We start from the raw sequence: 20,026 nt of genomic DNA on the forward strand, positions 1-20,026 counted from the left end.
GATGGGCGGCTTTTTTGTGCCTGAAATTTGACCCCGCCCGCGCCCTGTCCGCTATCACGTCTATATTCAAGACTGGATAAGGAGGATCAGATGGTGCAGTCCTGTTCGATCGAGCGCGCAGTCGATGATGTGCTGGCGCGGTTACCGATACATATTCACCTTGGCCTGCCGCTGGGCCTGGGCAAAGCCAACCGCTTCGTCAATGCACTGTATCAGCGGATCAAGCTGTTGCCCGAGCGCCAACTGACGGTCTATACCGCCCTGAGCCTGGGCCGCCCGCCGCTTGGCGACGGGTTGCAACGGCTGTTTCTGGAGCCTTTTGTCGAGCGGGTATTTGGCGATTACATCGAGCTGGATTACCTTGGCGACCTGCAGCACAGCCGCATGCCTGCCAACATCCACGTTGAGCAATTCTTTATGCAGCCGGGCAGTTTGCTCAATAGCCCGGCGGCCCAACAGGATTATGTCAGCAGCAATTACAGCCACGCGGCCCGTGACATCAATGCCAGCGGCCTGAATCTGATCGCCCAGCTGGTAGCCCGAAATCCTCAGGACCCAAGTCGTTTGAGCCTGAGTTGTAACCCCGACATCACCCTCGATTTGTTGCCCATGATCGCCAAACGGCGAGCAGCGGGAGAGACCATTTTGATGCTCGGCCAGGTACATGAAGACCTGCCTTATATGCCCGGCGACTCGGAATTGAGTATCGACGATTTTGACCTGCTAATCGACGAAGTTGACCACACGACATTGTTTTCCACCCCCAGCATGCCGGTCAACCTGCAAGACCACATGATTGGTTTGCATGCCAGCACCCTGATACGTGACGGCGGCACCTTGCAGATCGGCATTGGCTCGATGGGCGATGCCCTGAGTTCAGCATTGCTCGCACGCCAGGGCGACAATGAGGGCTATCGCGCCCTGCTCGACGCTATCGATATCAGCCCTTGGCGCACGCTGATCGAGCAGCAAGGCGGCTTAGAGCCATTTGCCCTGGGCCTGTATGGTTGCAGCGAGATGTTTGTTCACGGGTTGATGGTGCTGGCAGATGCCGGGATTGTACGGCGCAAGGTCTACCCGGATGTTGAGCGCCAGGCCCGGGCCAATGCCGGCACCCTGGATGAAAGCCTGCAACATGACGGCATCTGCATTCACGGTGGCTTTATTCTTGGCCCGCGCGAGTTTTACCAGCGGCTACGGGAGCTGCCCCACAGCCAACTGCGCGAATTCAACATGACTGCCATCAGCTATATCAACGAGCTGTACGGCCAGGAAGAGTTGAAGCGTCTGCAACGGCGCGATGCGCGCTTCGTCAACAGCGCTTTCACCGCCACCTTGCTCGGTGCTGCTGTGGCCGACCAGCTTGAAGACGGCCGGGTGCTTAGCGGGGTAGGCGGGCAGTACAACTTTGTTGCCCAAGGCCATGCCCTGCATGACGCCCGCTCGGTGATCATGCTGCGCAGCTGGCGTGAGTCAGGTGGCGACGTGAGTTCCAATATTGTCTGGGAGTACGGCCACTGCACGATCCCGCGTCATTTGCGCGACATTGTGGTCACTGAATACGGGATTGCCGATTTGCGCGGCAAAACCGACAGCAAGGTCATCGAAGCGCTGCTCAACATCACCGATTCACGCTTTCAGACCGAGCTGACGACGCAGGCGCAGTTGATGGGCAAGTTGCCCAAGGATTTCTGCCTCGACCCGCGCTTTGCCGACAACAGCCCGGAACGCTTGCAGGGGATAGCTGCCAGGCACCCGCACTTGTTCCCGGAGTACCCGCTGGGCAGTGATTTCAGCGCACAGGAACAAGACCTGCTGCGAGCGTTGAATTGGCTAAAGAGCAAATTCAAGCTCACGCAGATTTACCAGCTGGGCAAGGCCACGCTGGACGCGCCGTCGCCGCAGGCCTTCCCCGAACACCTTGAGCGTATGCAGCTCGCAAAACCCGACGGGTTGCGCGATGAGCTGTACCAGCGTTTGCTGCTGGCAGCGCTGCAGGCAACGAGGCGCTAAACCCGACACTGGCCGTAGTCGCTGCCGAAGGCTGCGAGCTTTTGATCTTGGTAAGCCCCATTAAAAAGCTCGCAGCCTTCGGCAGCGACTACGGGGGCTGAGCAAGCCCGGTCAGGGTGGTCGAGGTATTACTCGATAAAGGTCACTTTACCGCCCGCCAGGGATTTAACCCGGGCCAGGGATTCAACGCGGTAGCCCTGGGCATCCAGTTCGGCACGGCCGCCCTGGAACGACTTCTCGATCACGATGCCCAAACCGGCCACGGTCGCGCCAGCTTGCTTGATGATCGAGATCAGCGCTTGCGAAGCCTTGCCGTTGGCCAGGAAGTCATCAATCACCAGAACGCGGTCGCTGCTTTGCAGGTGACGCGGGGAGATCGCAACGGTGCTTTCGGTCTGCTTGGTGAACGAATACACCGTGGCCGACAGCAGGTTTTCTGTCAGGGTCAGGGACTGGTGCTTACGCGCAAAAATCACAGGTACACCCAAGTTCAAGCCAGTCATCACGGCAGGGGCGATGCCCGATGCTTCGATAGTGACGATCTTGGTGATGCCCGAATCCTTGAACAAACGCGCGAACTCATCGCCGATTTCTTTCATCAGCTGAGGGTCGATCTGATGGTTCAAAAAGGCATCGACCTTCAAAACCTGATCGGAAAGCACGATGCCTTCTTCGCGAATTTTCTTGTGCAGTGCTTCCAACGTAACGTCCTCAAATAGCGCTTATGCGCTGAAGGTAGAGTGAAAAATAGTCGATTTTAGCGTTTTAGCATGGCGCGTATATCGGCCAATGCCGTATTTCCGCGAACCGCTTTAACTTCGGTAGGGGTATCGTCGTTGCCTTCCCAGGCCAGATCGTCCGGTGGCAACTCATCGAGGAAGCGGCTTGGCGCACAATCAATGATCTCGCCGTACTGCTTGCGCTTGGCGGCAAAGGTGAACGCCAACGTCTCACGGGCACGGGTAATGCCCACGTAGGCCAGACGGCGTTCTTCTTCAATGGTGTCTGCTTCAATGCTGGAGCGGTGCGGCAGGATCTCTTCTTCCATACCCATGATGAACACATAGGGGAATTCCAGGCCTTTGGAGGCGTGCAAGGTCATCATCTGCACGCCTTCGGCACCGTCTTCCTCTTCCTGCTGACGCTCAAGCATGTCGCGCAGTACCAGCTTGCCGATGGCTTCCTCGATGGTCATGGCGCCGTCTTCGTCTTTTTCGAGGGTGTTTTTCAACGCCTCGACCAAAAACCAGACGTTGGACATGCGGTAGTCCGCCGCCTTGTCGCTGGAACTGTTGGTGCGCAGCCAGTTTTCGTAGTCAATGTCCATGATCATGCTGCGCAGCGCTGCTATCGGGTCTTCGCCCGAGCAGTGTTCGCGCACGCGGTCCATGAAACGTTTGAAGCGCACCAGACGATCGGTAAAACGGGCATCCAGATGCTCGCCCAGGCCGATTTCATCGGTGGCGGCATACATCGAGATTTTGCGCTCGGTAGCGTAGTTGCCGAGCTTTTCCAGGGTAGTCGAACCGATCTCGCGACGCGGGACGTTGATCACGCGCAGGAAGGCGTTGTCGTCATCCGGGTTCACGATCAGGCGGAAGTAGGCCATCAGGTCTTTGACTTCCTGACGCCCGAAGAAGCTGTTACCGCCCGACAAACGGTACGGGATCTGATGGTGCTGCAGCTTCAATTCGATCAATTTGGCCTGGTAGTTACCGCGATACAGAATCGCAAAGTCGCTGTAAGGCCGGTCGGTGCGCAGGTGCAAGGTGAGGATTTCGACGGCAACGCGCTCGGCTTCGGCGTCTTCGTTGCGGCAGCGAATCACCCGCACTTCATCGCCGTGGCCCATCTCGCTCCACAGTTGCTTCTCGAACTCGTGGGGGTTGTTGGCGATCAGGATATTGGCGCAGCGCAGGATGCGGCTGGTGGAGCGATAGTTTTGCTCCAGCATCACGACTTTCAAGGACGGATAATCGTCCTTGAGCAGCATCAGGTTTTCCGGCCGCGCGCCGCGCCAGGCGTAGATCGACTGGTCATCGTCACCTACCACAGTGAACTGGTTGCGCTTGCCGATCAGGTATTTGACCAGCAGGTACTGGCTGGCGTTGGTGTCCTGATACTCGTCCACCAACAGGTAGCGCACCTTGTTCTGCCATTTTTCCAGAATGTCGGCGTGTTCTTCGAACAGCTTCACCGGCAGCAGGATCAGGTCGTCAAAGTCCACCGCGTTGTAGGCTTTGAGCGTGCGCTGGTAATGGGTATAGACGATGGCTGCCGTCTGTTCCTTGGGGTTGCGTGCGTTTTCCAGTGCCTGGGGCGGCAGGATCAGGTCGTTTTTCCACGAACCGATCATGTTCTTGATTTCGTCGACCCCGTCGTCGCCCGAATATTCCTTTTGCATGATGTCGGTCATCAGCGCCTTGACGTCAGCCTCGTCAAAGATCGAGAAGCCCGGCTTGTAGCCCAGCCGCGCGTGCTCCTTGCGGATGATGTTGAGGCCCAGGTTGTGGAACGTGCACACCGTCAAGCCGCGGCCTTCACCCTTTTTAAGCAGGGTACCGACACGCTCTTTCATTTCGCGGGCGGCTTTGTTGGTGAAAGTCATGGCGACGATGTACTGGGCACGGATGCCACAGTTCTGGATCAGGTGCGCGATTTTGCGGGTAATCACGCTGGTTTTGCCGGAGCCTGCGCCGGCGAGCACCAATAGAGGGCCGCCGACGTAGCTCACGGCTTCTTGCTGCCGGGGATTGAGTCGGGACATGACGAGATCAGGGGTCGTTTGTAAAAAGGGCGGGCATTTTAACAGGCTGAGCGAATATTGCTGCCTCTGTGCGACGGTGTGACATGTCTCATCATCTAAATTTGCCGCTTTTGTTACTTTCGCGCAGGATGCAGAGAGTATTTACAGCTACCGTAGGGTTAATGCAGCAAACAAGTATTTGATAACCAGTGTCATTGCCATTGGTTGCCGGCACGTCATAATGCCCACCGCCCGAATTTTTGCAGAGTCTAGGGAGCTAGCTTGTCTACGCCTGTCGAACCCTTGCGTTTGCTGCTATTGGCCGAAGAGCCATCTTGGGCAGCGTTGTTGCGCGAGTGTCTGGCGCCAATGGGAAGTGCGGTCGCGTTGATAGACGCGCCGAGCTGGGAGTCTGTCAGCCATCTGTTCGAAAACGATCGAAATGCGCTGCTCCTGACTACCCCGGCCCTGCAGCCCTCAGCGGGCCGCTGCCGCTTGCCCACGGTTTTGCTGCTCGACAGCGAACCTGCGAGCACCCCTGCGGGCGTCAGCGACTGGCTGGTCGGCGCCAGCCTGACAAGCGATGTCTTGCGCCGCTGCCTGCGCCATGTGCGCGAACGCGGCCTGCTGGAGCAAACGTTGCAGCGCCTTGCCGAACAAGACCCGCTGACCGGCATTGCCAACCGGCAAGGTTTTCAGACCCTGCTGGCCGTGCGTCTGGCCGAAAATGACGGCCGCGGCATTGCCCTGGGCCATCTGGACCTGGACAACTTTCGGCACGCCAACGACGCACTGGGCCATCAGGCAGGTGACCGCCTGATCCTGCAAGTGGTGGCGCGCCTCAAAAGCCAGCTTGAAGCTGGCGACCAGCTGGCACGGCTGGGCAGCGACGAATTCGCCCTGCTGATCAATACCCATCGGGCGCCCGAACGGGCTGAATGGATGGCCGAGCGCATCACCGAGGTGATGGCCGAGCCCTATTGGGTCGACGGCGAAAGTCTGCTGATCGGCTGCAGCCTGGGCATCGCCCATGCACGTGCCAACGCCGGGGCCGACCCCCTGATGTGGCACGCACACATTGCCATGCAGCAGGCCAAAAGCATCCAGGGCTGCACCTTCCACGTATTCAACGAACGCATCAATCGCAATGCCCGCAGCCTGGCCGATCTCGAAAGCGAGCTGCGCCGTGCTCTGCGTCGCGACGAGCTGGAGTTGCATTACCAACCGCGTCTGGATCTGGCCACGGGGCATATCGTCGGGCTGGAAGCGCTGGTGCGCTGGCGCCATGCCGAGCGCGGTCTGTTGGCCCCCAGTGAGTTCGTGCCTTTGGCCGAGCAAAGCGGTCTGATTGTGCCGCTGGGATACTGGGTGATCTCCCGGGCACTGCGGGATATGCAGGCGCTGCGCGAACGCGGGCTTGAGCCTTTGCATATGGCGGTCAACCTGTCGTTTCGCCAGTTTCAGGACAGCCAGCTGCTTTCGACCCTCAGCCGCCTGATCAGCGAGCGCGGTGTTGAAGCGCAGTGGCTGGAGTTCGAGCTGACCGAGACTGCCGTGATGCGGCGCAGTGATCTGGTCAAACAGACCATGGATGCCCTGGGCCGGCTCGGCGTACGTTTTTCACTGGATGATTTCGGTACGGGTTTTTCATCGTTTGTGCACCTCAACAGCCTGCCGATTACGCTGCTCAAGATCGACAAAAGCTTTGTGGGTGGCATGGAAAGCCGCGAAGAGAACCGCAAACTGGTACACGCCATGATCAACCTGGCCCACAACCTGAAACTGGAAGTGGTGGCCGAAGGCGTCGAAACCCCGGAACAGCTTGCTCTTTTGCGTGATTTTGGCTGCGATCAGGTGCAGGGCTATTTCATCAGCAAGCCGCTGCCGCTGGCAGAACTGGTGGACTACCTGACATTCGGGGCCGGGCAGCAGGTGCCAATTGCGCTCTAAAGCTAAAGGCAAAATTCTGTAGCAGCTGCCACTTTTGCCGCCTTGCGCTCCTGCTTGAGCATGCGCCGCACCTTCCACTCGAAAGCCAGGGTCAGGCTGATCGACGCGCAGGCCAGACCCAGCGCCAGGCCCCACCACACGCCAGTCGGGCCCCAACCGATCGTGAACGCCAGCAGCCAGGCCATTGGCGCACCTATCACCCAGTAACAGAACAGCCCTACCAGAAAGGTAGTCTTGGCATCCTTGAGCCCGCGAATGGCGCCCATGGCGATGGTCTGCGCGCCATCAAACAGCTCAAACCAGGCCGCCACGGCCAACAGGCTCACCGCCAGTTCAAATACCGGGCGGAAAGCCGGATCGTTGTAATCCAGGAACAGGCCGATCAACTGGCTCGGGATAAACCAGAACACGGCGGAAAACCCCAGCATGATCACCGCGCCACAGCCAATCCCTACTCGGCCGGCCAGCCGCGCCCGCTGCAAGTCGCCGCCGCCGTAGTGCTGACCAATACGCATGGTGATGGCATATGACATGCCCGCTGGCACCATAAACGCCACCGATACGATTTGCAGCGCGATCTGGTGCGCCGCCAGTTGCGTGCTGCCCATGGTGCCCATGCACAGTGCCGCGAAGGCAAACAAACCCACTTCCACGGCATAGGTCCCGCCAATCGGCAGGCCGAGCCGCCACAGTTCCCGCAGGTAAGTCAGATTGATCTTCGACAGGCCCTTGCTGATCGGGTACGCGTTGTAGGCCGGATGCCGATGAATATGCCAGGCCAGGCCCAGGGCCATGCAGGTCGCCACAATCGCGGTCACCAGGCCAATACCCATCAAGCCCAGTTTTGGCAGGCCGAACATGCCGGTAATCAGCGCGTAATTGAGCACAAAGTTGGCCACGGTACCGATCAGGCTGATCACCATTACCGGCGTGGCCCGGCCCATTGCACTGGTGAAACCGCGCAGGGCCATAAAAGTCATATAGCCGGGCAGGGCAAACGGTAGCAGCAGCAGAAACTGGCCAGCCGCCTCAACGTTGGTGGGCGTTTGGCCAAACAGCAGTAACAGCGGTTTGATATTCCACAGCATCACCGCGCCGCCCAATGCCAGCGCCCAGGCGAGCCACAGCCCGGCCTGTGTCAGGCGGGTCGCACCTTCAATATCCCCTGCGCCCTGGCGAATCGACACCAGCGTGCCCACGGCAGCGATGACGCCAATGCAGAAAATCGACACGAACGAGTAGCTGGCTGCCCCCAGGCTTCCGCCCGCCAGAGCCTCGGGGCTCAGGCGCGCCATCATCAGCGTATCGGTGAGCACCATCAGCATGTGAGCCAACTGCGAGGCGATCAGCGGCCCGGCCAACCGCATAATGGCCGAGAGTTCGATACGTGCAGGATGCTGTTTGATCATTGTAGAAATTTCTATAGGTGCATTGAAAGGCTTGATTCTCGGCGCGTTGAGTGTTTTAAGCAAAGGGATAAAAACGATCATTGGCATGACTTAAACTCATGCTTGGGCTTGGTTTTTGTGCCTTCACCTGTTGGTCCATAGGAATATTCGTAATGGCTCGTAGCCTTCCTCCGCTTTATGCCCTGCGCGCCTTTGAAGCTGCAGCTCGCCATAGCTCATTCACCCGGGCGGGCGAAGAACTGTCGATTACCCAGAGCGCCGTGAGCCGACATATCAAAACTCTTGAGGCGCATTTTGCCTGCCGGTTGTTTCAACGCAGCGGGCGCAGCCTGCAACTCACCGAAGCTGCGCGTCTGCTGCTGCCGGGAGTGCGCGAAGGTTTTGCCGCCCTGGAGCGCGCCTGCACCACCTTACGCGCCGAAGATGACATCTTGCGCATGAAAGCCCCCTCGACCCTGACCATGCGCTGGTTACTGGCCCGCCTGAGCCGCTTTCGCCACTTGCAGAGCGGCAACGAGGTACAACTGACCAGTGCCTGGATGGACATCGACCATGTGGATTTCAATCACGAGCCGTTTGACTGTGCCGTGCTGTTGAGCAACGGCCACTTTCCGCCTGACTGGGAGGCGACGCTGTTGTTTGCGGAGATGCTGATCCCGGTCGGCGCGCCCGCCATTCAGGACGACAAACCCTGGGACGTCACGCGCCTGGCTACTACTGAGTTGCTGCACCCCACGCCCGACCGCCGCGATTGGCGCCGCTGGCTTGACTGCATGGGCTTGGGCGGGCAAGTGTCACTCAAGGGCGGGCAAGTCTTCGACACCCTGGAGCTGGGCATGATTGCCGCCGCCCGGGGTTACGGCATTTCCATGGGTGATTTGCTGATGGTGGCCGAAGACGTTGCCCAGGGGCGCCTGAGTTTGCCCTTCCCGACCGCAGTGGCCAGCGGCGACAATTACTATCTGGTTTGGCCCAAGACCCGCCCCGGGGGCGAGCGTTTGCGCCGGCTCAGCGACTTTTTGCAACATGAAGTCGCTGCAATGGTGCTGCCAACCGTTGAACAGTTGCACTGACCGCCTTTATCAGCCACTGACCGGCCGATACTGCAACGCCTCCGCGAGATGCTTGCGCTCTATGTTTTGCACCTGTTCCAGGTCCGCCAGAGTCCTTGCCACTTTCAACAGTCGATGTGCCGCTCGCAGTGACAAGGTCATGCGCTCGCAAGCCGCCTCCAGCCAGCTGTTATCCACATCACTCAAGCGGCACTGGGCCCGCACTCCGGGCAGATCGAGAAAGGCATTGGCGCAGCCCTGACGTTGCAGCTGGCGCTCACGTGCCACGGCCACAAGCCCGGCGGCATTGGCCGTGGTGTCACCTGAGGCAAGCGGCGGGTTGAGGGAGGTGGTTTCGCGGGCCACGGTCAGGTGCAGGTCAATGCGATCGAGCAACGGGCCGGAAAGTTTGTTGCGATAGCGCTGAATTTGCTCCGGGGTACAGCGGCAGCGGCCTGTGGGTTCGCCAAGATATCCACAGGGGCAGGGGTTCATCGCCGCGACCAACTGGAAACGCGCCGGAAAACGCATGCGATCTTTCGCCCGGGCAATCACGATAAAGCCGCTCTCCATGGGCTCTCGCAAGACTTCCAGAACCTTGCGATCGAACTCGGGGAGCTCATCCAGAAACAACACGCCGTGATGGGCCAGGGTGATTTCACCGGGCCTGGGCTTGGAACCGCCGCCCACCAGCGCCGGGCCCGAGGCCGAATGATGGGGCTGGCGAAAGGGTCGCTGAGGCCAGTTGTTCAACGGCACATGGCTGGCCACCGACTGAATGGCGGCAACTTCCAGCGCCTCTTGTTCATTGAGGGGTGGCAACAAGCCGGGCAGGCGGCTGGCCAGCAAGGTTTTGCCAGTGCCAGGCGGTCCGGTAAACAGCACGTTGTGACTGCCAGCAGCGGCGACCAGCAGTGCCCGTTTGGCCGAAAGCTGGCCCTGGACATCGCTCAGGTCGGGATAGGGTTTACTTATATGCAGCAAGCCGCTGGGGATGTAGGGCTCAATCACCTCCCGACCTGCGAAATGGGCCACCAGCTGCAACAAGTGCTCAGCTGCAATCACCGTCAGCCCGCAGGCCAGGCAGGCTTCCTCGGCATTGGCCTGCGGCACTACCAGCGCCCGACCTGCGGCCCTTGCTGCCAGGGCCGCTGGCAATATGCCCTGCACTGGCCGGATAGCGCCCGATAGCGCCAGTTCGCCCAGGCACTCCACGTGTTCCAGCGCCACAGCCGGCAGTTGCCCGCTGGCCGCCAAAATGCCCAGGGCAATGGCCACATCAAAGCGCCCGCCGTCCTTGGGCAGGTCGGCGGGCGCGAGGTTGAGGGTGATACGCCGGGCCGGGAAATCCAGCGTGGAGTTGATGATTGCGCTGCGTACCCGGTCTTTACTTTCCTTGACTGCGGTTTCGGGCAAGCCGACCAGTGTCAACGCCGGTAGCCCATTGGCCAGATGTGCCTCCACTGTAACGGCAGGTGCCTCGACGCCCACCTGAGCGCGGCTGTAAACAATCGCCAGAGCCATGACTCATTCCTTGAGTTCGCAAAAAAACCATGGTGCTTGAATTAGAAGCCGGGGATAGGCATGGAATGGATACGGGATGTGAATGGGTATGGGAACGCTGCGTACGAGCTGCCAGAGTGCGGTTGCAGAAATCCCCAAATCCCCTATTATTAACTAATAACGTTATCCATTAATCATGATGGTGAGCTTCAAGTGCGAGAAGACTGAAAGTCTGTATCGAAGCGGCAAGACTCGCTTATGGTCAGACATTCTCAATGTCATTGAACGAAAATTAACCATGCTGGACGCTGCAAGCGTGCTGACAGATTTGGCGTCACCCCCTGGCAACCGCCTTGAGGCGCTCGGCGGAGCACGCAAAGGCCAGCACAGCATCCGTATCAACGCACAATGGCGAATCTGCTTTATCTGGGGGACAAAAGGTCCTGAAGCAGTAGAAATCGTCGATTACCATTGAGGTCATGATGATCAAGAACGGCATGCGCCCGGTTCATCCGGGTGAAATTCTCAAGGAAGAATACCTTGAGCCCCTGAGCCTCTCATCCGCTGCTTTGGCCAGGGCACTGCGGGTGTCTACGCCAACGGTCAACGATATCGTACTGCAGCGCCGTGGCGTGAGTGCAGATATGGCACTGCGCCTGTCTATTTGCCTGGCGACCACTCCAGAGTTCTGGTTGAACCTGCAAACCACTTACGACCTGCGCAAGGCAGAAACCGACCGTGGTGCAGCGATTCGCGAACAGGTGCAGCCGATTCACCACTGCGCCTGAATCACTCCCCCAGCGCTTTGGTCCCCAGATCCTCGGCAAAGCGTAACAAGTAGCCATCGGGGTCGAGCACCAAAAAGTTGCGCTCGCCAAACAGCACGTCGTTGCTGCGGTACCAGCGTTCTTCCAGGGGTTTGCGCAGGGTATGGCCTGCGGCCTCCAGGCGCTCGATCAGCCCCCGGGCATCCGGGCATTTGATCGACAGGTTCATGCCGCGACCAAACGGCTGCTCCAGCGGCCCGACTCGCCAGGAGGACTCTTCGAGGTCGTCCTGCTCCAGCATCAGCTGGCTGCCATGAAACGACAAAAATGCAAACAGATCCTCGGGCCGTTGGTATTCGACTCTGAAACCAAGCACTTCACAGTAAAAGTACAAACTGCGCGAAAGGTCCGAGACGATCATCTCGGGCACCAGCGGGTTCATCACCAGCATATAAAAACATCCTTGTTAAGACAGGCGCATGCACCGCCTTTGAGCGTTATTCGCTCGGCGGCAAAAGCCTTGCTTCCATTTCGGCCACTTTGGCCTCCAGGCTTTCGAGGCGAGCACGGGTGCGGGCCAAAACCACCATCTGGCTGTCGAACTCTTCACGGCTTACCAGATCAAGCTTGCTGAAACCGCTTTGCAGCAAGGCTTTGAACTGGCTTTCGATTTCATTGCGCGGTAGCGCGGTTTCGCCACTGAGCAAGCGGGAAGCGTGGCCGCCAAGGGCATCGAGAAAATCTTTGGGCGCGAGCATGGATAAGGTCCTTAAAACTGATGGTGGCGAGTGTATCACGGGGTGTCGGGGCCCATTGCCGGGGGCTTTCTGCACATTTTTCGCGCACCACTCCAGCAAGTTGCGCACCATTTTCGGGCACAAATACTCCGAGAAATCAGGCAAAAAGCCATCAACGTCCTCTAAATCGCTGTAATTATTGATTTTTCCAGACATGGCAAGGTTTCTGCTAAGACCAACATGACTCATGCACTGATGCAGTAGCTGTGACGAAGGCAGTGCGGCAGGTGGTTCAGGGAGTGTTTTCGTCACCAGCGATTTACACACGTTGTACAGCCTGAAGAAGGCTGACGATGCGTTACAAAGCCAGACACTGCGCTTAGACTTGAGCCGGGTTTGTTTTCCTGGGGCAAGTCCACCAATTCGGGAGAAGTTTCATGAAGCTAGTCACCGCCATTATCAAGCCGTTCAAGTTGGATGACGTGCGCGAGTCGCTGTCTGAGATCGGCGTACAAGGCATTACCGTTACTGAGGTCAAAGGCTTCGGCCGGCAGAAGGGCCATACCGAGCTGTATCGCGGCGCGGAATACGTGGTCGATTTTCTGCCAAAGGTGAAGATTGATGTCGCCATTGACGACAAGGATCTTGATCGGGTTATCGAGGCGATAACCAAGGCTGCCAACACCGGCAAGATTGGTGACGGCAAGATTTTCGTGGTCAATCTGGAACAGGCTATTCGCATCCGTACCGGCGAAACCGATACCGACGCAATCTAAGCCGCCAAAACCCAACGCCCCAGGAGAAAACACTATGACTCTGCGTAAATTCGCAGGGCTCGGAGCCCTGCTGTCTGTCGTAATGCCTGGCCTGGCCATGGCGGCAGACGGAGCGGCTGCTCCAGTCCTCAACTCCGGCGACACCGCCTGGATGCTGACTGCTACAGCCCTGGTGCTGTTTATGACCATTCCCGGCCTGGCGCTGTTCTACGGCGGCATGGTGCGCTCCAAAAACATTCTTTCCGTGATGATGCAGTGCTTCGCCATTACCGGTCTGATCAGCATCCTGTGGGTCATCTATGGCTACAGCATCACGTTCGACACCACGGGCATGGAGCAAGGCGTCACCAACTTCAATTCGTTTATCGGCGGGTTCGGCAAAGCCTTCCTGGCCGGTGTCACGCCTGAAAGCCTGACCTCATCCACCGCGCTGTTCCCGGAAGCCGTGTTCATCACCTTCCAGATGACCTTCGCCATCATCACCCCGGCACTGATCGTCGGCGCATTCGCCGAGCGCATGAAGTTCTCGGCCATGCTGATCTTCATGGGCGTGTGGTTCACCCTGGTGTATGCGCCGATTGCGCACATGGTGTGGAGCGGCAACGGCGGCCTGTTGTGGGACTGGGGCGTACTCGACTTCGCGGGCGGCACCGTGGTGCATATCAACGCCGGTATCGCAGGCCTGGTAGCATGCATCGTGCTCGGCAAGCGTAAAGGCTACCCAAGCACCCCGATGGCCCCACACAACCTGGGTTATACCCTGGTGGGCGCGGCCATGCTGTGGATCGGCTGGTTCGGTTTTAACGCAGGCTCCGCTGCTGCTGCCAACGGCACTGCCGGCATGGCTATGCTGGTGACTCAAATCGCCACCGCAGCCGCAGCCCTGGGCTGGATGTTTGCCGAATGGATCACCCACGGCAAGCCAAGCGCACTGGGCATCGCCTCGGGCGTGGTAGCAGGCCTGGTGGCAATCACTCCGGCTGCGGGCACTGTTGGCCCGATGGGTTCGGTGGTGATCGGCTTGTCGGCTGGCGTGATCTGCTTCTTCTGCGCCACCAGCCTCAAGCGCAAGCTGGGCTACGATGACTCGCTGGATGCGTTCGGTGTGCACGGTATCGGCGGTATCGTCGGCGCAATCCTCACCGGCGTGTTTGCAGCCCCGGCACTGGGCGGCTTCGGCACCGTGACCGACATTGCAGCGCAAGTCTGGATCCAGTTCAAAGGCGTGGCCTTCACTGTGGTTTACACCGCTATTGTGACCTTCATCATCCTCAAGGTACTGGATGCTGTGATGGGTCTGCGTGTGGCTGAAGAGGAAGAGGCCGTAGGCCTGGACCTGGCTCAGCACAACGAGCGTGGTTACAACCTGTAAGGTTCCACTGATAAAAAACCCGGCGTGCCGGGTTTTTTTTTGTCGGTAATAAAGCCATATTCGCGGCGCCGAAATGATTTGCCTTACAGGTTAAAAGGGTGAATGAGTTCTACGCTTGTTTATGTGACACGTGCTTGTGACACAACTCGACTATTAGCCGCTTTGCTTTTTTCTTCAGCACGCTAGAATGCGCGCCGAGGGCTAGACACAAAGCTCGAGTACGACGAAGGCGAGGATGATCTCCCGACGCTTTCAAGGCCCGTGATCCGTGCTGCGCAATATCTGGCAGCGGGCGCCTGGCAAGGTGTTTATTCAGGCGCAGGCCATGTTTGTAGTGGTGTGCGCCAAGCCCTCTTTACCTCACAACGGTAAAGAGGCGTAAGCCGCGGTTTGCCCAAGGCTACTTTTTCACCAGCGGTGGTAGACAGTCGCCACAGCTGGTCTATAACTAATCTGCTTTACGTATGTCATGGGGTAGAACATGAGCGACGACGATCTGGAAAATGATGACCTCGAAGTAGGCGAAGACGACGATACCGAGGAGGGCCTGGAAACGGCCGCCGAAGACGTTGCAGACGACGACGGTGGTGATGATGTGCCGGCCCCTGCGGCCAAGGGCAAATCAAAGGCTGCTGTCTCGGTCGACGACCTGCCGAGCGTAGAAGCCAAGAATAAAGAGCGTGATGCTCTGGCCCGCGCCATGGAAGAGTTTTTGTCCAAAGGTGGCAAGGTGCAGGAAGTTGAGGCTAACGTGGTGGCAGACCCACCCAAGAAGCCTGACAACAAGTACGGCAGCCGTCCTATCTAAGGTCAGGTTGTTTGCTTGAAGAAAAAACCCGCCGTCGCTGCGGGTTTTTTTGTGCCTGATGTAGTCGCTGCCAAGGCACGAAGGCTGCGATCGGCGGCGCAGCCGTCGTAAAACCTGTACGCTCAGTTAGCCAGGCACACCGCGGCGCCTGATCTACGACGGCTGCGCCGCCGATCGCAGCCTTCGTACCTCGTCAGCGACTACCTGTTCAGGTGTTTCAACACCAGCGGCAATTCACTCAAACAGCCAATTTCGGCATCCGGGGCCTTGTCCCCGTCCCAGCGTTTGCCGCCAGGGTTGAACCACACCGCCCGCAAGCCCGCCAACTGCGCGCCAGCAATGTCGTCACCGGGGTGATCGCCCACATGCACCGCCGCCCCTGCAGCCACGCCGCCGCGCAACAGCGCTTCGTGAAACAGGCGCGCATCAGGCTTGGCAATGCCGATATCTTCAGCACACAACACAAACTTGAAGTGATGACCCAAACCAATTCTTCGCACATCGGCGTTACCGTTAGTCACCACACCCAGGGCGTAATCCCGCGCCAGTGTAATCAGGGTCGGCTCGGCCTGGGGGAACACTTGCAGGGCGTGACGCGCCTCAATAAACACTTCAAAGGCATCATCGGCCAGCGCCGCAGCGTTGGCATAACCCACTCCGTGCAGCGCATGAAACAGAATGCGCCGACGCAGTGCACTGATACGGTGCTTGAGCTGCGGCTCTTCACTCAAGACCCGCTCGCGTATCGCCTGGAAATGCCCGACCTCAACAACGCCCAATTTTGGTGCGTTGTCATTTAGCCAGTCGCGCAATACCGCTTCGGCACTGACAATCACCGGGGCGGTATCCCACAGGGTGTCGTCGAGGTCGAAGGTAATCAGCTCAATCGTCATTCACTGTCCTTACTGCGTTTGGCCCGTGGGTGGGCACTGTCGTAGACCGATGCCAGATGCTGGAAATCCAGATGAGTATAGATTTGCGTGGTTTTGATATCCGCATGCCCGAGCAACTCTTGCACCGCACGCAAGTCCTGGGAGGACTCCAGCAAGTGGCTGGCAAATGAATGACGCAGCATGTGCGGGTGCAGGTTCTGCCCCAGCTCACGCTCACCGGCAGCCTTGACCCGTATTTGTATTGCCCTGGGCCCAAGGCGCGTACCACGCTGGCTGACGAATACGGCGTCGTCCTTGGGGTTGGCCAGCACCCGTACTGCCAGCCAGGCCTGGAGCGCCTCACGGGCCTTCCTGCCGACGGGCAGCACGCGGATCTTGCTGCCCTTGCCGAGCACCTCGACCAGTCCGTCTGCCAGGTCCAGTTGCTCCAGGTTAAGCCCGGTCAACTCCGACAAGCGCAGGCCCGACGAGTAAAACAGCTCCAGTATGGCCTGGTCGCGCTGGGCCAAAAAATCATCCTCTACGCCTCCCTCCAGCAATTGCAGGGCGCGGTCGGTATCCAGGGTCTTGGGCAGGCGCCGCTCACCTTTGGGCGGGGCCAGGCCGTTAGCCGGGTCGTGGTCGCACAGGCCTTCGCGATTGAGGTAATGATAAAGCCCGCGTACTGCTGACAGCAGGCGCGCAATGCTGCGCGAGGACTGACCTTGCTGATGCAGGCGCGACACCAGTTGGCGCATGCGCTGGATATCCAGTGCCGCCCAGCCGGAAATTGATTCCTTGGTGCAAAACGCCAGTACCTTGTTCAGGTCGCGACGGTAGGCCTCAAGCGTATGCGGGGACACCTGGCGCTCACTGCGCAGGTGAATGCAGTAAGCGTCCAGTTGCCGTTCCATCTAGCGCACCGAGCGCAGCGCGTTGGTAAAGCGCGGTAACACCCGGCCCAGCACTTCGGCGATATAACCGAGGAACAGCGTGCCCACCGAGCTTTTGTAGTGCTGCGGATCGCGGCTGGCAATCGCCAGCACACCGTGCAACCCCAGATGATTAAGCGCGACTACGGCCGTCGAACCGATTTGCTTGCGCTGTTCTTCGCCAAACAGGAAGTCCAGCTCATGCTCGCGCAAGCTGCCGCTCACAGTCTTGCCTTCAGTCAACAAGCCACCCAGCGCGCGTTGCGCCTCGGCGCTGCTGACCCAGCGGCCGACCGGCATCGGGTTATCGCCAAACAGCACCAGGCTGACAAAGGGCACCTGGAAGTCCTGGCGCAGGCTGTCTTCGACGGCGATCACCAGCTCTTCGAGACTGGTGGCATCCATCAAGGCCAGATTCAGGCGACGGGTCTTTTCGAACAGGCGGTCGTTGTCACGGGCCACGTCCATCAATTGCGACAAGCGATGACGCATCTCGATATTGCGCCCGCGCAACAGCTCCAGCTGGCGCTCCACCAAGGATATGGTGTCGCCACGCTGATGCGGAATGCGCAGCGACAGCAGCAGCTCTTCGCGCTGGGCGAAAAAATCCGGGTGTTCCTGCAGATAATCGGCCACCGTGGTGGCGGCTGAGTTATCCACAGATACGTCGGGTTCAGCTGACTGCGTCTTGTCGGTCATCGGTTACGCTCGCTCATAAACGGACTTGTCCTTCGTAAACACGCATCGCCGGGCCGGTCATGATCACCGAATGGCCAGGGCCTGCCCACTCGATGGACAAACGGCCACCCGGCAAATCGAGGATCAGCGGTGAATCCATCCAGCCCTGGCTGATCGCAGCCACGGCGGCGGCGCAAGCCCCGGTACCGCAGGCCTGGGTTTCCCCGGCGCCGCGCTCCCAGACCCGCAGTTGCCCGCGCTGGCGATCGATGACGTGGAGAAAACCGACATTGACCCGTGCCGGAAAGCGCGGGTGGTGTTCAATTTTTGGTCCCAGCTCGTGCACCGGCGCGGCGTTGATATCGTCAACACGCAGCACCGCATGGGGGTTGCCCATTGACACGGCGGCCAGCTCGACGGTCTGCCCGTCGACATCCACTTCATAGCTCAATGCCTGGGCGTCGGCCACGAACGGGATATCTGCTGGAACCAGGCGCGGCGGGCCCATGTCGACGCTGATTTGCCCATCGCTGCGCACGTTCAGCTCGATAATGCCGCTCTTGGTTTCGACCTTGATCTGGCGCTTGGTGGTCAGGCGCTTGTCGAGCACAAAGCGCGCAAAGCAGCGCGCCCCGTTACCGCATTGCTCCACTTCGGAACCGTCGGAGTTGAAGATCCGGTAACGGAAGTCCACCTCCGGGTTGCTCGGTGCTTCAACGATCAATAACTGATCAAAGCCGACACCCGTGTGCCTGTCACCCCATTGCTTGGCATGCTTGGGCAGGATGTGCGCGTGCTGGCTGACCAGGTCGAGAACCATGAAATCATTGCCCAGGCCGTGCATTTTGGTAAAACGCAGCAACATGGGTTTACTCCGGTAGCAGGCTTTCGCCAGCAAACAACTCGGCAACGGTCTCGCGACGACGCACTTCAAACGCCTGATCGCCATCCACCAGTACTTCGGCGGCGCGGCCACGGGTGTTGTAGTTCGAGCTCATGACAAAACCATAGGCACCGGCCGAATGCACGGCTAGCAGATCACCTTCGGCCAGTGCCAACTGGCGGTCTTTGGCCAGGAAATCACCGGTTTCACAGATCGGGCCGACGATGTCGTAGGCGCGAGCTTCGCTGTCACGCGGGCGAACTGCAGTCACGTCCATCCAGGCCTGGTACAGGGCCGGGCGGATCAAGTCGTTCATCGCCGCATCAACGATGGCGAAATCCTTGTGCTCGGTGTGCTTGAGGTACTCGACCTGAGTCAGCAGCACGCCAGCATTGGCCACGATGTAACGACCCGGCTCGAACACCAGCGCCAGGTCACGCCCGTCGAGGCGCTCACGCACGGCCTTGATGTAATCACCGGCCAGTGGCGGTTCTTCATCGCGATAACGCACACCCAGACCGCCACCCAGATCGATGTGGCGCAGGTAGATACCGCAATCGCTCAGACGGTCGATCAACGCCAGCAGGCGGTCGAGAGCGTCGATGAACGGTTCCAGGGTGGTCAGTTGCGAGCCGATATGGCAATCGACGCCGACCACCTCCAGGTTAGGCAGCTGGGCGGCGCGGATGTACACATCCTCGGCGTCAGCGATGGCAATGCCGAACTTGTTTTCTTTCAGACCGGTGGAGATGTACGGGTGGGTGCCCGCATCGACGTCCGGGTTGACGCGTAGAGAAATCGGCGCGCGAACGCCCATTTCGGCGGCCACGACCTGCAGACGCTCAAGCTCTTCGGTGGACTCGACGTTGAAGCAGTGCACGCCCACTTCGAGAGCGCGACGCATGTCGTCACGGGTCTTGCCGACACCGGAGAACACGATCTTGTCAGCTTGACCGCCAGCGGCCAGCACACGTTCCAGCTCGCCACGGGAGACGATGTCGAAACCGGCGCCAAGACGGGCCAGGACATTGAGCACGCCCAGGTTGGAGTTGGCCTTGACGGCGAAGCACACCAGATGCGGCATGCCGCTCAGGGCATCGGCGAAAGCATTGTATTGCGCCTCGATGTGCGCCCGGGAGTAAACATACGTCGGCGTACCAAAACGCTCGGCAATGGCCGTCAGCGCAACACCTTCGGCGAACAGTTCGCCGCCCCGGTAATTAAAAGCGTCCATGGTGTTCCCTTATTGGTGCTTGTGCGATTGCGATTGCGACGACTTCGCTTGGTCTTCAGGGGATTTGCTGTCATCGGGAAGATACAGCGGTCCTTTTTGACCACAGGCAGAAACAAGGCAGGCGACCGCGACGAGCGCAGCAATAGAAGAGATCAGGCGCTTCATGGCGAAATCCTTTGAAAAGCATTAATTGCGCCCGAGTATACCGAGCACCCACCAGCTTGCCTATGCAGCAGAGCGGCCGAGCGTTACGTCCTGTGTGGATGATCAGTGGTAGCGGGCAGATGGCTGTTA

Annotated in this window: 20 protein-coding genes; 8 read left to right on the forward strand and 12 right to left on the reverse strand. The window is 59.1% G+C overall.

Annotated elements, in window-relative coordinates; translation table 11 throughout:
- Window positions 1-90 precede the first annotated feature (90 nt).
- Complete coding sequence (locus CJU81_RS07245; RefSeq protein WP_095036072.1) at window positions 91-2,013, forward strand: acetyl-CoA hydrolase/transferase C-terminal domain-containing protein; 1,923 nt, start codon at window positions 91-93, stop codon at window positions 2,011-2,013.
- Window positions 2,014-2,141: 128 nt separating this feature from the next.
- Here the strand turns inward: CJU81_RS07245 and CJU81_RS07250 are convergent, their stop codons facing one another.
- Window positions 2,142-2,714, reverse strand: a complete 573-nt coding sequence (locus CJU81_RS07250) for a xanthine phosphoribosyltransferase (protein ID WP_016782674.1) — start codon at window positions 2,712-2,714, stop codon at window positions 2,142-2,144.
- Between the two features lie 56 nt (window positions 2,715-2,770).
- A complete protein-coding gene (gene rep, locus CJU81_RS07255) occupies window positions 2,771-4,780 on the reverse strand; it encodes a DNA helicase Rep (RefSeq protein ID WP_095027627.1) in 2,010 nt (669 codons plus the stop codon).
- 261 nt (window positions 4,781-5,041) lie between these two features.
- On the opposite strand from rep, the gene CJU81_RS07260 reads away from it, so the two are divergent.
- Window positions 5,042-6,709 (forward strand): putative bifunctional diguanylate cyclase/phosphodiesterase, encoded by a 1,668-nt coding sequence (locus CJU81_RS07260; RefSeq protein ID WP_095036073.1) that lies wholly within the window; start codon window positions 5,042-5,044, stop codon window positions 6,707-6,709.
- A gap of 2 nt (window positions 6,710-6,711) precedes the next feature.
- Here CJU81_RS07260 and CJU81_RS07265 read toward each other — a convergent pair whose 3' ends face one another.
- A complete protein-coding gene (locus CJU81_RS07265) occupies window positions 6,712-8,118 on the reverse strand; it encodes a NorM family multidrug efflux MATE transporter (protein ID WP_095036074.1) in 1,407 nt (468 codons plus the stop codon).
- A 152-nt stretch (window positions 8,119-8,270) separates the two neighbouring features.
- Here CJU81_RS07265 and CJU81_RS07270 point away from each other — a divergent pair, with 152 nt between their 5' ends.
- Window positions 8,271-9,191, forward strand: coding sequence for a LysR substrate-binding domain-containing protein (locus CJU81_RS07270; protein WP_095036075.1), 921 nt, complete (start codon window positions 8,271-8,273; stop codon window positions 9,189-9,191).
- Between the two features lie 9 nt (window positions 9,192-9,200).
- Here the strand turns inward: CJU81_RS07270 and CJU81_RS07275 are convergent, their stop codons facing one another.
- Window positions 9,201-10,694 (reverse strand): YifB family Mg chelatase-like AAA ATPase, encoded by a 1,494-nt coding sequence (locus CJU81_RS07275; RefSeq protein WP_095036076.1) that lies wholly within the window; start codon window positions 10,692-10,694, stop codon window positions 9,201-9,203.
- A 175-nt stretch (window positions 10,695-10,869) separates the two neighbouring features.
- On the opposite strand from CJU81_RS07275, the gene CJU81_RS07280 reads away from it, so the two are divergent.
- Entirely contained in the window at window positions 10,870-11,148 is a 279-nt protein-coding gene (locus tag CJU81_RS07280; protein ID WP_095036077.1) for a type II toxin-antitoxin system RelE/ParE family toxin, read from the forward strand.
- A 7-nt stretch (window positions 11,149-11,155) separates the two neighbouring features.
- Window positions 11,156-11,461: a HigA family addiction module antitoxin gene (locus CJU81_RS07285; RefSeq protein ID WP_095036078.1), complete on the forward strand. Its 306-nt coding sequence runs from the start codon at window positions 11,156-11,158 to the stop codon at window positions 11,459-11,461.
- A 1-nt stretch (window position 11,462) separates the two neighbouring features.
- Here CJU81_RS07285 and CJU81_RS07290 read toward each other — a convergent pair whose 3' ends face one another.
- Together CJU81_RS07290 and CJU81_RS07295 are read right to left on the reverse strand one after the other, a co-directional pair.
- The gene (locus CJU81_RS07290) at window positions 11,463-11,891 is read right to left on the reverse strand and encodes a bleomycin resistance protein (RefSeq protein WP_095036079.1); all 429 of its coding nucleotides are present in this window, start codon (window positions 11,889-11,891) and stop codon (window positions 11,463-11,465) included.
- A gap of 46 nt (window positions 11,892-11,937) precedes the next feature.
- Window positions 11,938-12,198, reverse strand: a complete 261-nt coding sequence (locus tag CJU81_RS07295) for an accessory factor UbiK family protein (protein ID WP_095036080.1) — start codon at window positions 12,196-12,198, stop codon at window positions 11,938-11,940.
- Between the two features lie 416 nt (window positions 12,199-12,614).
- On the opposite strand from CJU81_RS07295, the gene glnK reads away from it, so the two are divergent.
- The 3 genes from glnK to sutA all read left to right on the forward strand — a co-directional run bounded on the left by glnK (window position 12,615) and on the right by sutA (window position 15,133).
- A complete protein-coding gene (gene glnK / locus CJU81_RS07300; RefSeq protein ID WP_002555808.1) occupies window positions 12,615-12,953 on the forward strand; it encodes a P-II family nitrogen regulator in 339 nt (112 codons plus the stop codon).
- Window positions 12,954-12,987: 34 nt separating this feature from the next.
- Window positions 12,988-14,325 (forward strand): ammonium transporter, encoded by a 1,338-nt coding sequence (locus tag CJU81_RS07305; RefSeq protein ID WP_095036081.1) that lies wholly within the window; start codon window positions 12,988-12,990, stop codon window positions 14,323-14,325.
- A 481-nt stretch (window positions 14,326-14,806) separates the two neighbouring features.
- Window positions 14,807-15,133: a transcriptional regulator SutA gene (gene sutA, locus CJU81_RS07310; protein ID WP_095027614.1), complete on the forward strand. Its 327-nt coding sequence runs from the start codon at window positions 14,807-14,809 to the stop codon at window positions 15,131-15,133.
- A 200-nt stretch (window positions 15,134-15,333) separates the two neighbouring features.
- Here the strand turns inward: sutA and CJU81_RS07315 are convergent, their stop codons facing one another.
- The 6 genes from CJU81_RS07315 to lptM are packed head-to-tail and all read right to left on the reverse strand — an operon-like array spanning window position 15,334 to window position 19,897.
- Window positions 15,334-16,026, reverse strand: coding sequence for an HAD family hydrolase (locus CJU81_RS07315; RefSeq protein ID WP_095036082.1), 693 nt, complete (start codon window positions 16,024-16,026; stop codon window positions 15,334-15,336).
- Window positions 16,023-16,919, reverse strand: a complete 897-nt coding sequence (xerC, locus tag CJU81_RS07320) for a tyrosine recombinase XerC (protein WP_095036083.1) — start codon at window positions 16,917-16,919, stop codon at window positions 16,023-16,025. The genes CJU81_RS07315 and xerC overlap by 4 nt, the downstream gene beginning before the upstream one ends.
- Entirely contained in the window at window positions 16,920-17,636 is a 717-nt protein-coding gene (locus CJU81_RS07325) for a DUF484 family protein (protein WP_095027611.1), read from the reverse strand.
- A 13-nt stretch (window positions 17,637-17,649) separates the two neighbouring features.
- Window positions 17,650-18,480, reverse strand: a complete 831-nt coding sequence (gene dapF, locus CJU81_RS07330; RefSeq protein WP_095027610.1) for a diaminopimelate epimerase — start codon at window positions 18,478-18,480, stop codon at window positions 17,650-17,652.
- Window positions 18,481-18,484: 4 nt separating this feature from the next.
- On the reverse strand, window positions 18,485-19,732 hold the full coding sequence (lysA, locus tag CJU81_RS07335; RefSeq protein ID WP_095036084.1) for a diaminopimelate decarboxylase: 1,248 nt from the start codon (window positions 19,730-19,732) through the stop codon (window positions 18,485-18,487).
- Between the two features lie 9 nt (window positions 19,733-19,741).
- Window positions 19,742-19,897, reverse strand: coding sequence for an LPS translocon maturation chaperone LptM (lptM, locus tag CJU81_RS07340; RefSeq protein ID WP_019828266.1), 156 nt, complete (start codon window positions 19,895-19,897; stop codon window positions 19,742-19,744).
- Window positions 19,898-20,026: the final 129 nt, after the last annotated feature.

Source organism: Pseudomonas fragi (assembly GCF_002269505.1).
GTDB classification, from domain to species: Bacteria; Pseudomonadota; Gammaproteobacteria; order Pseudomonadales; family Pseudomonadaceae; genus Aquipseudomonas; species Aquipseudomonas fragi_D.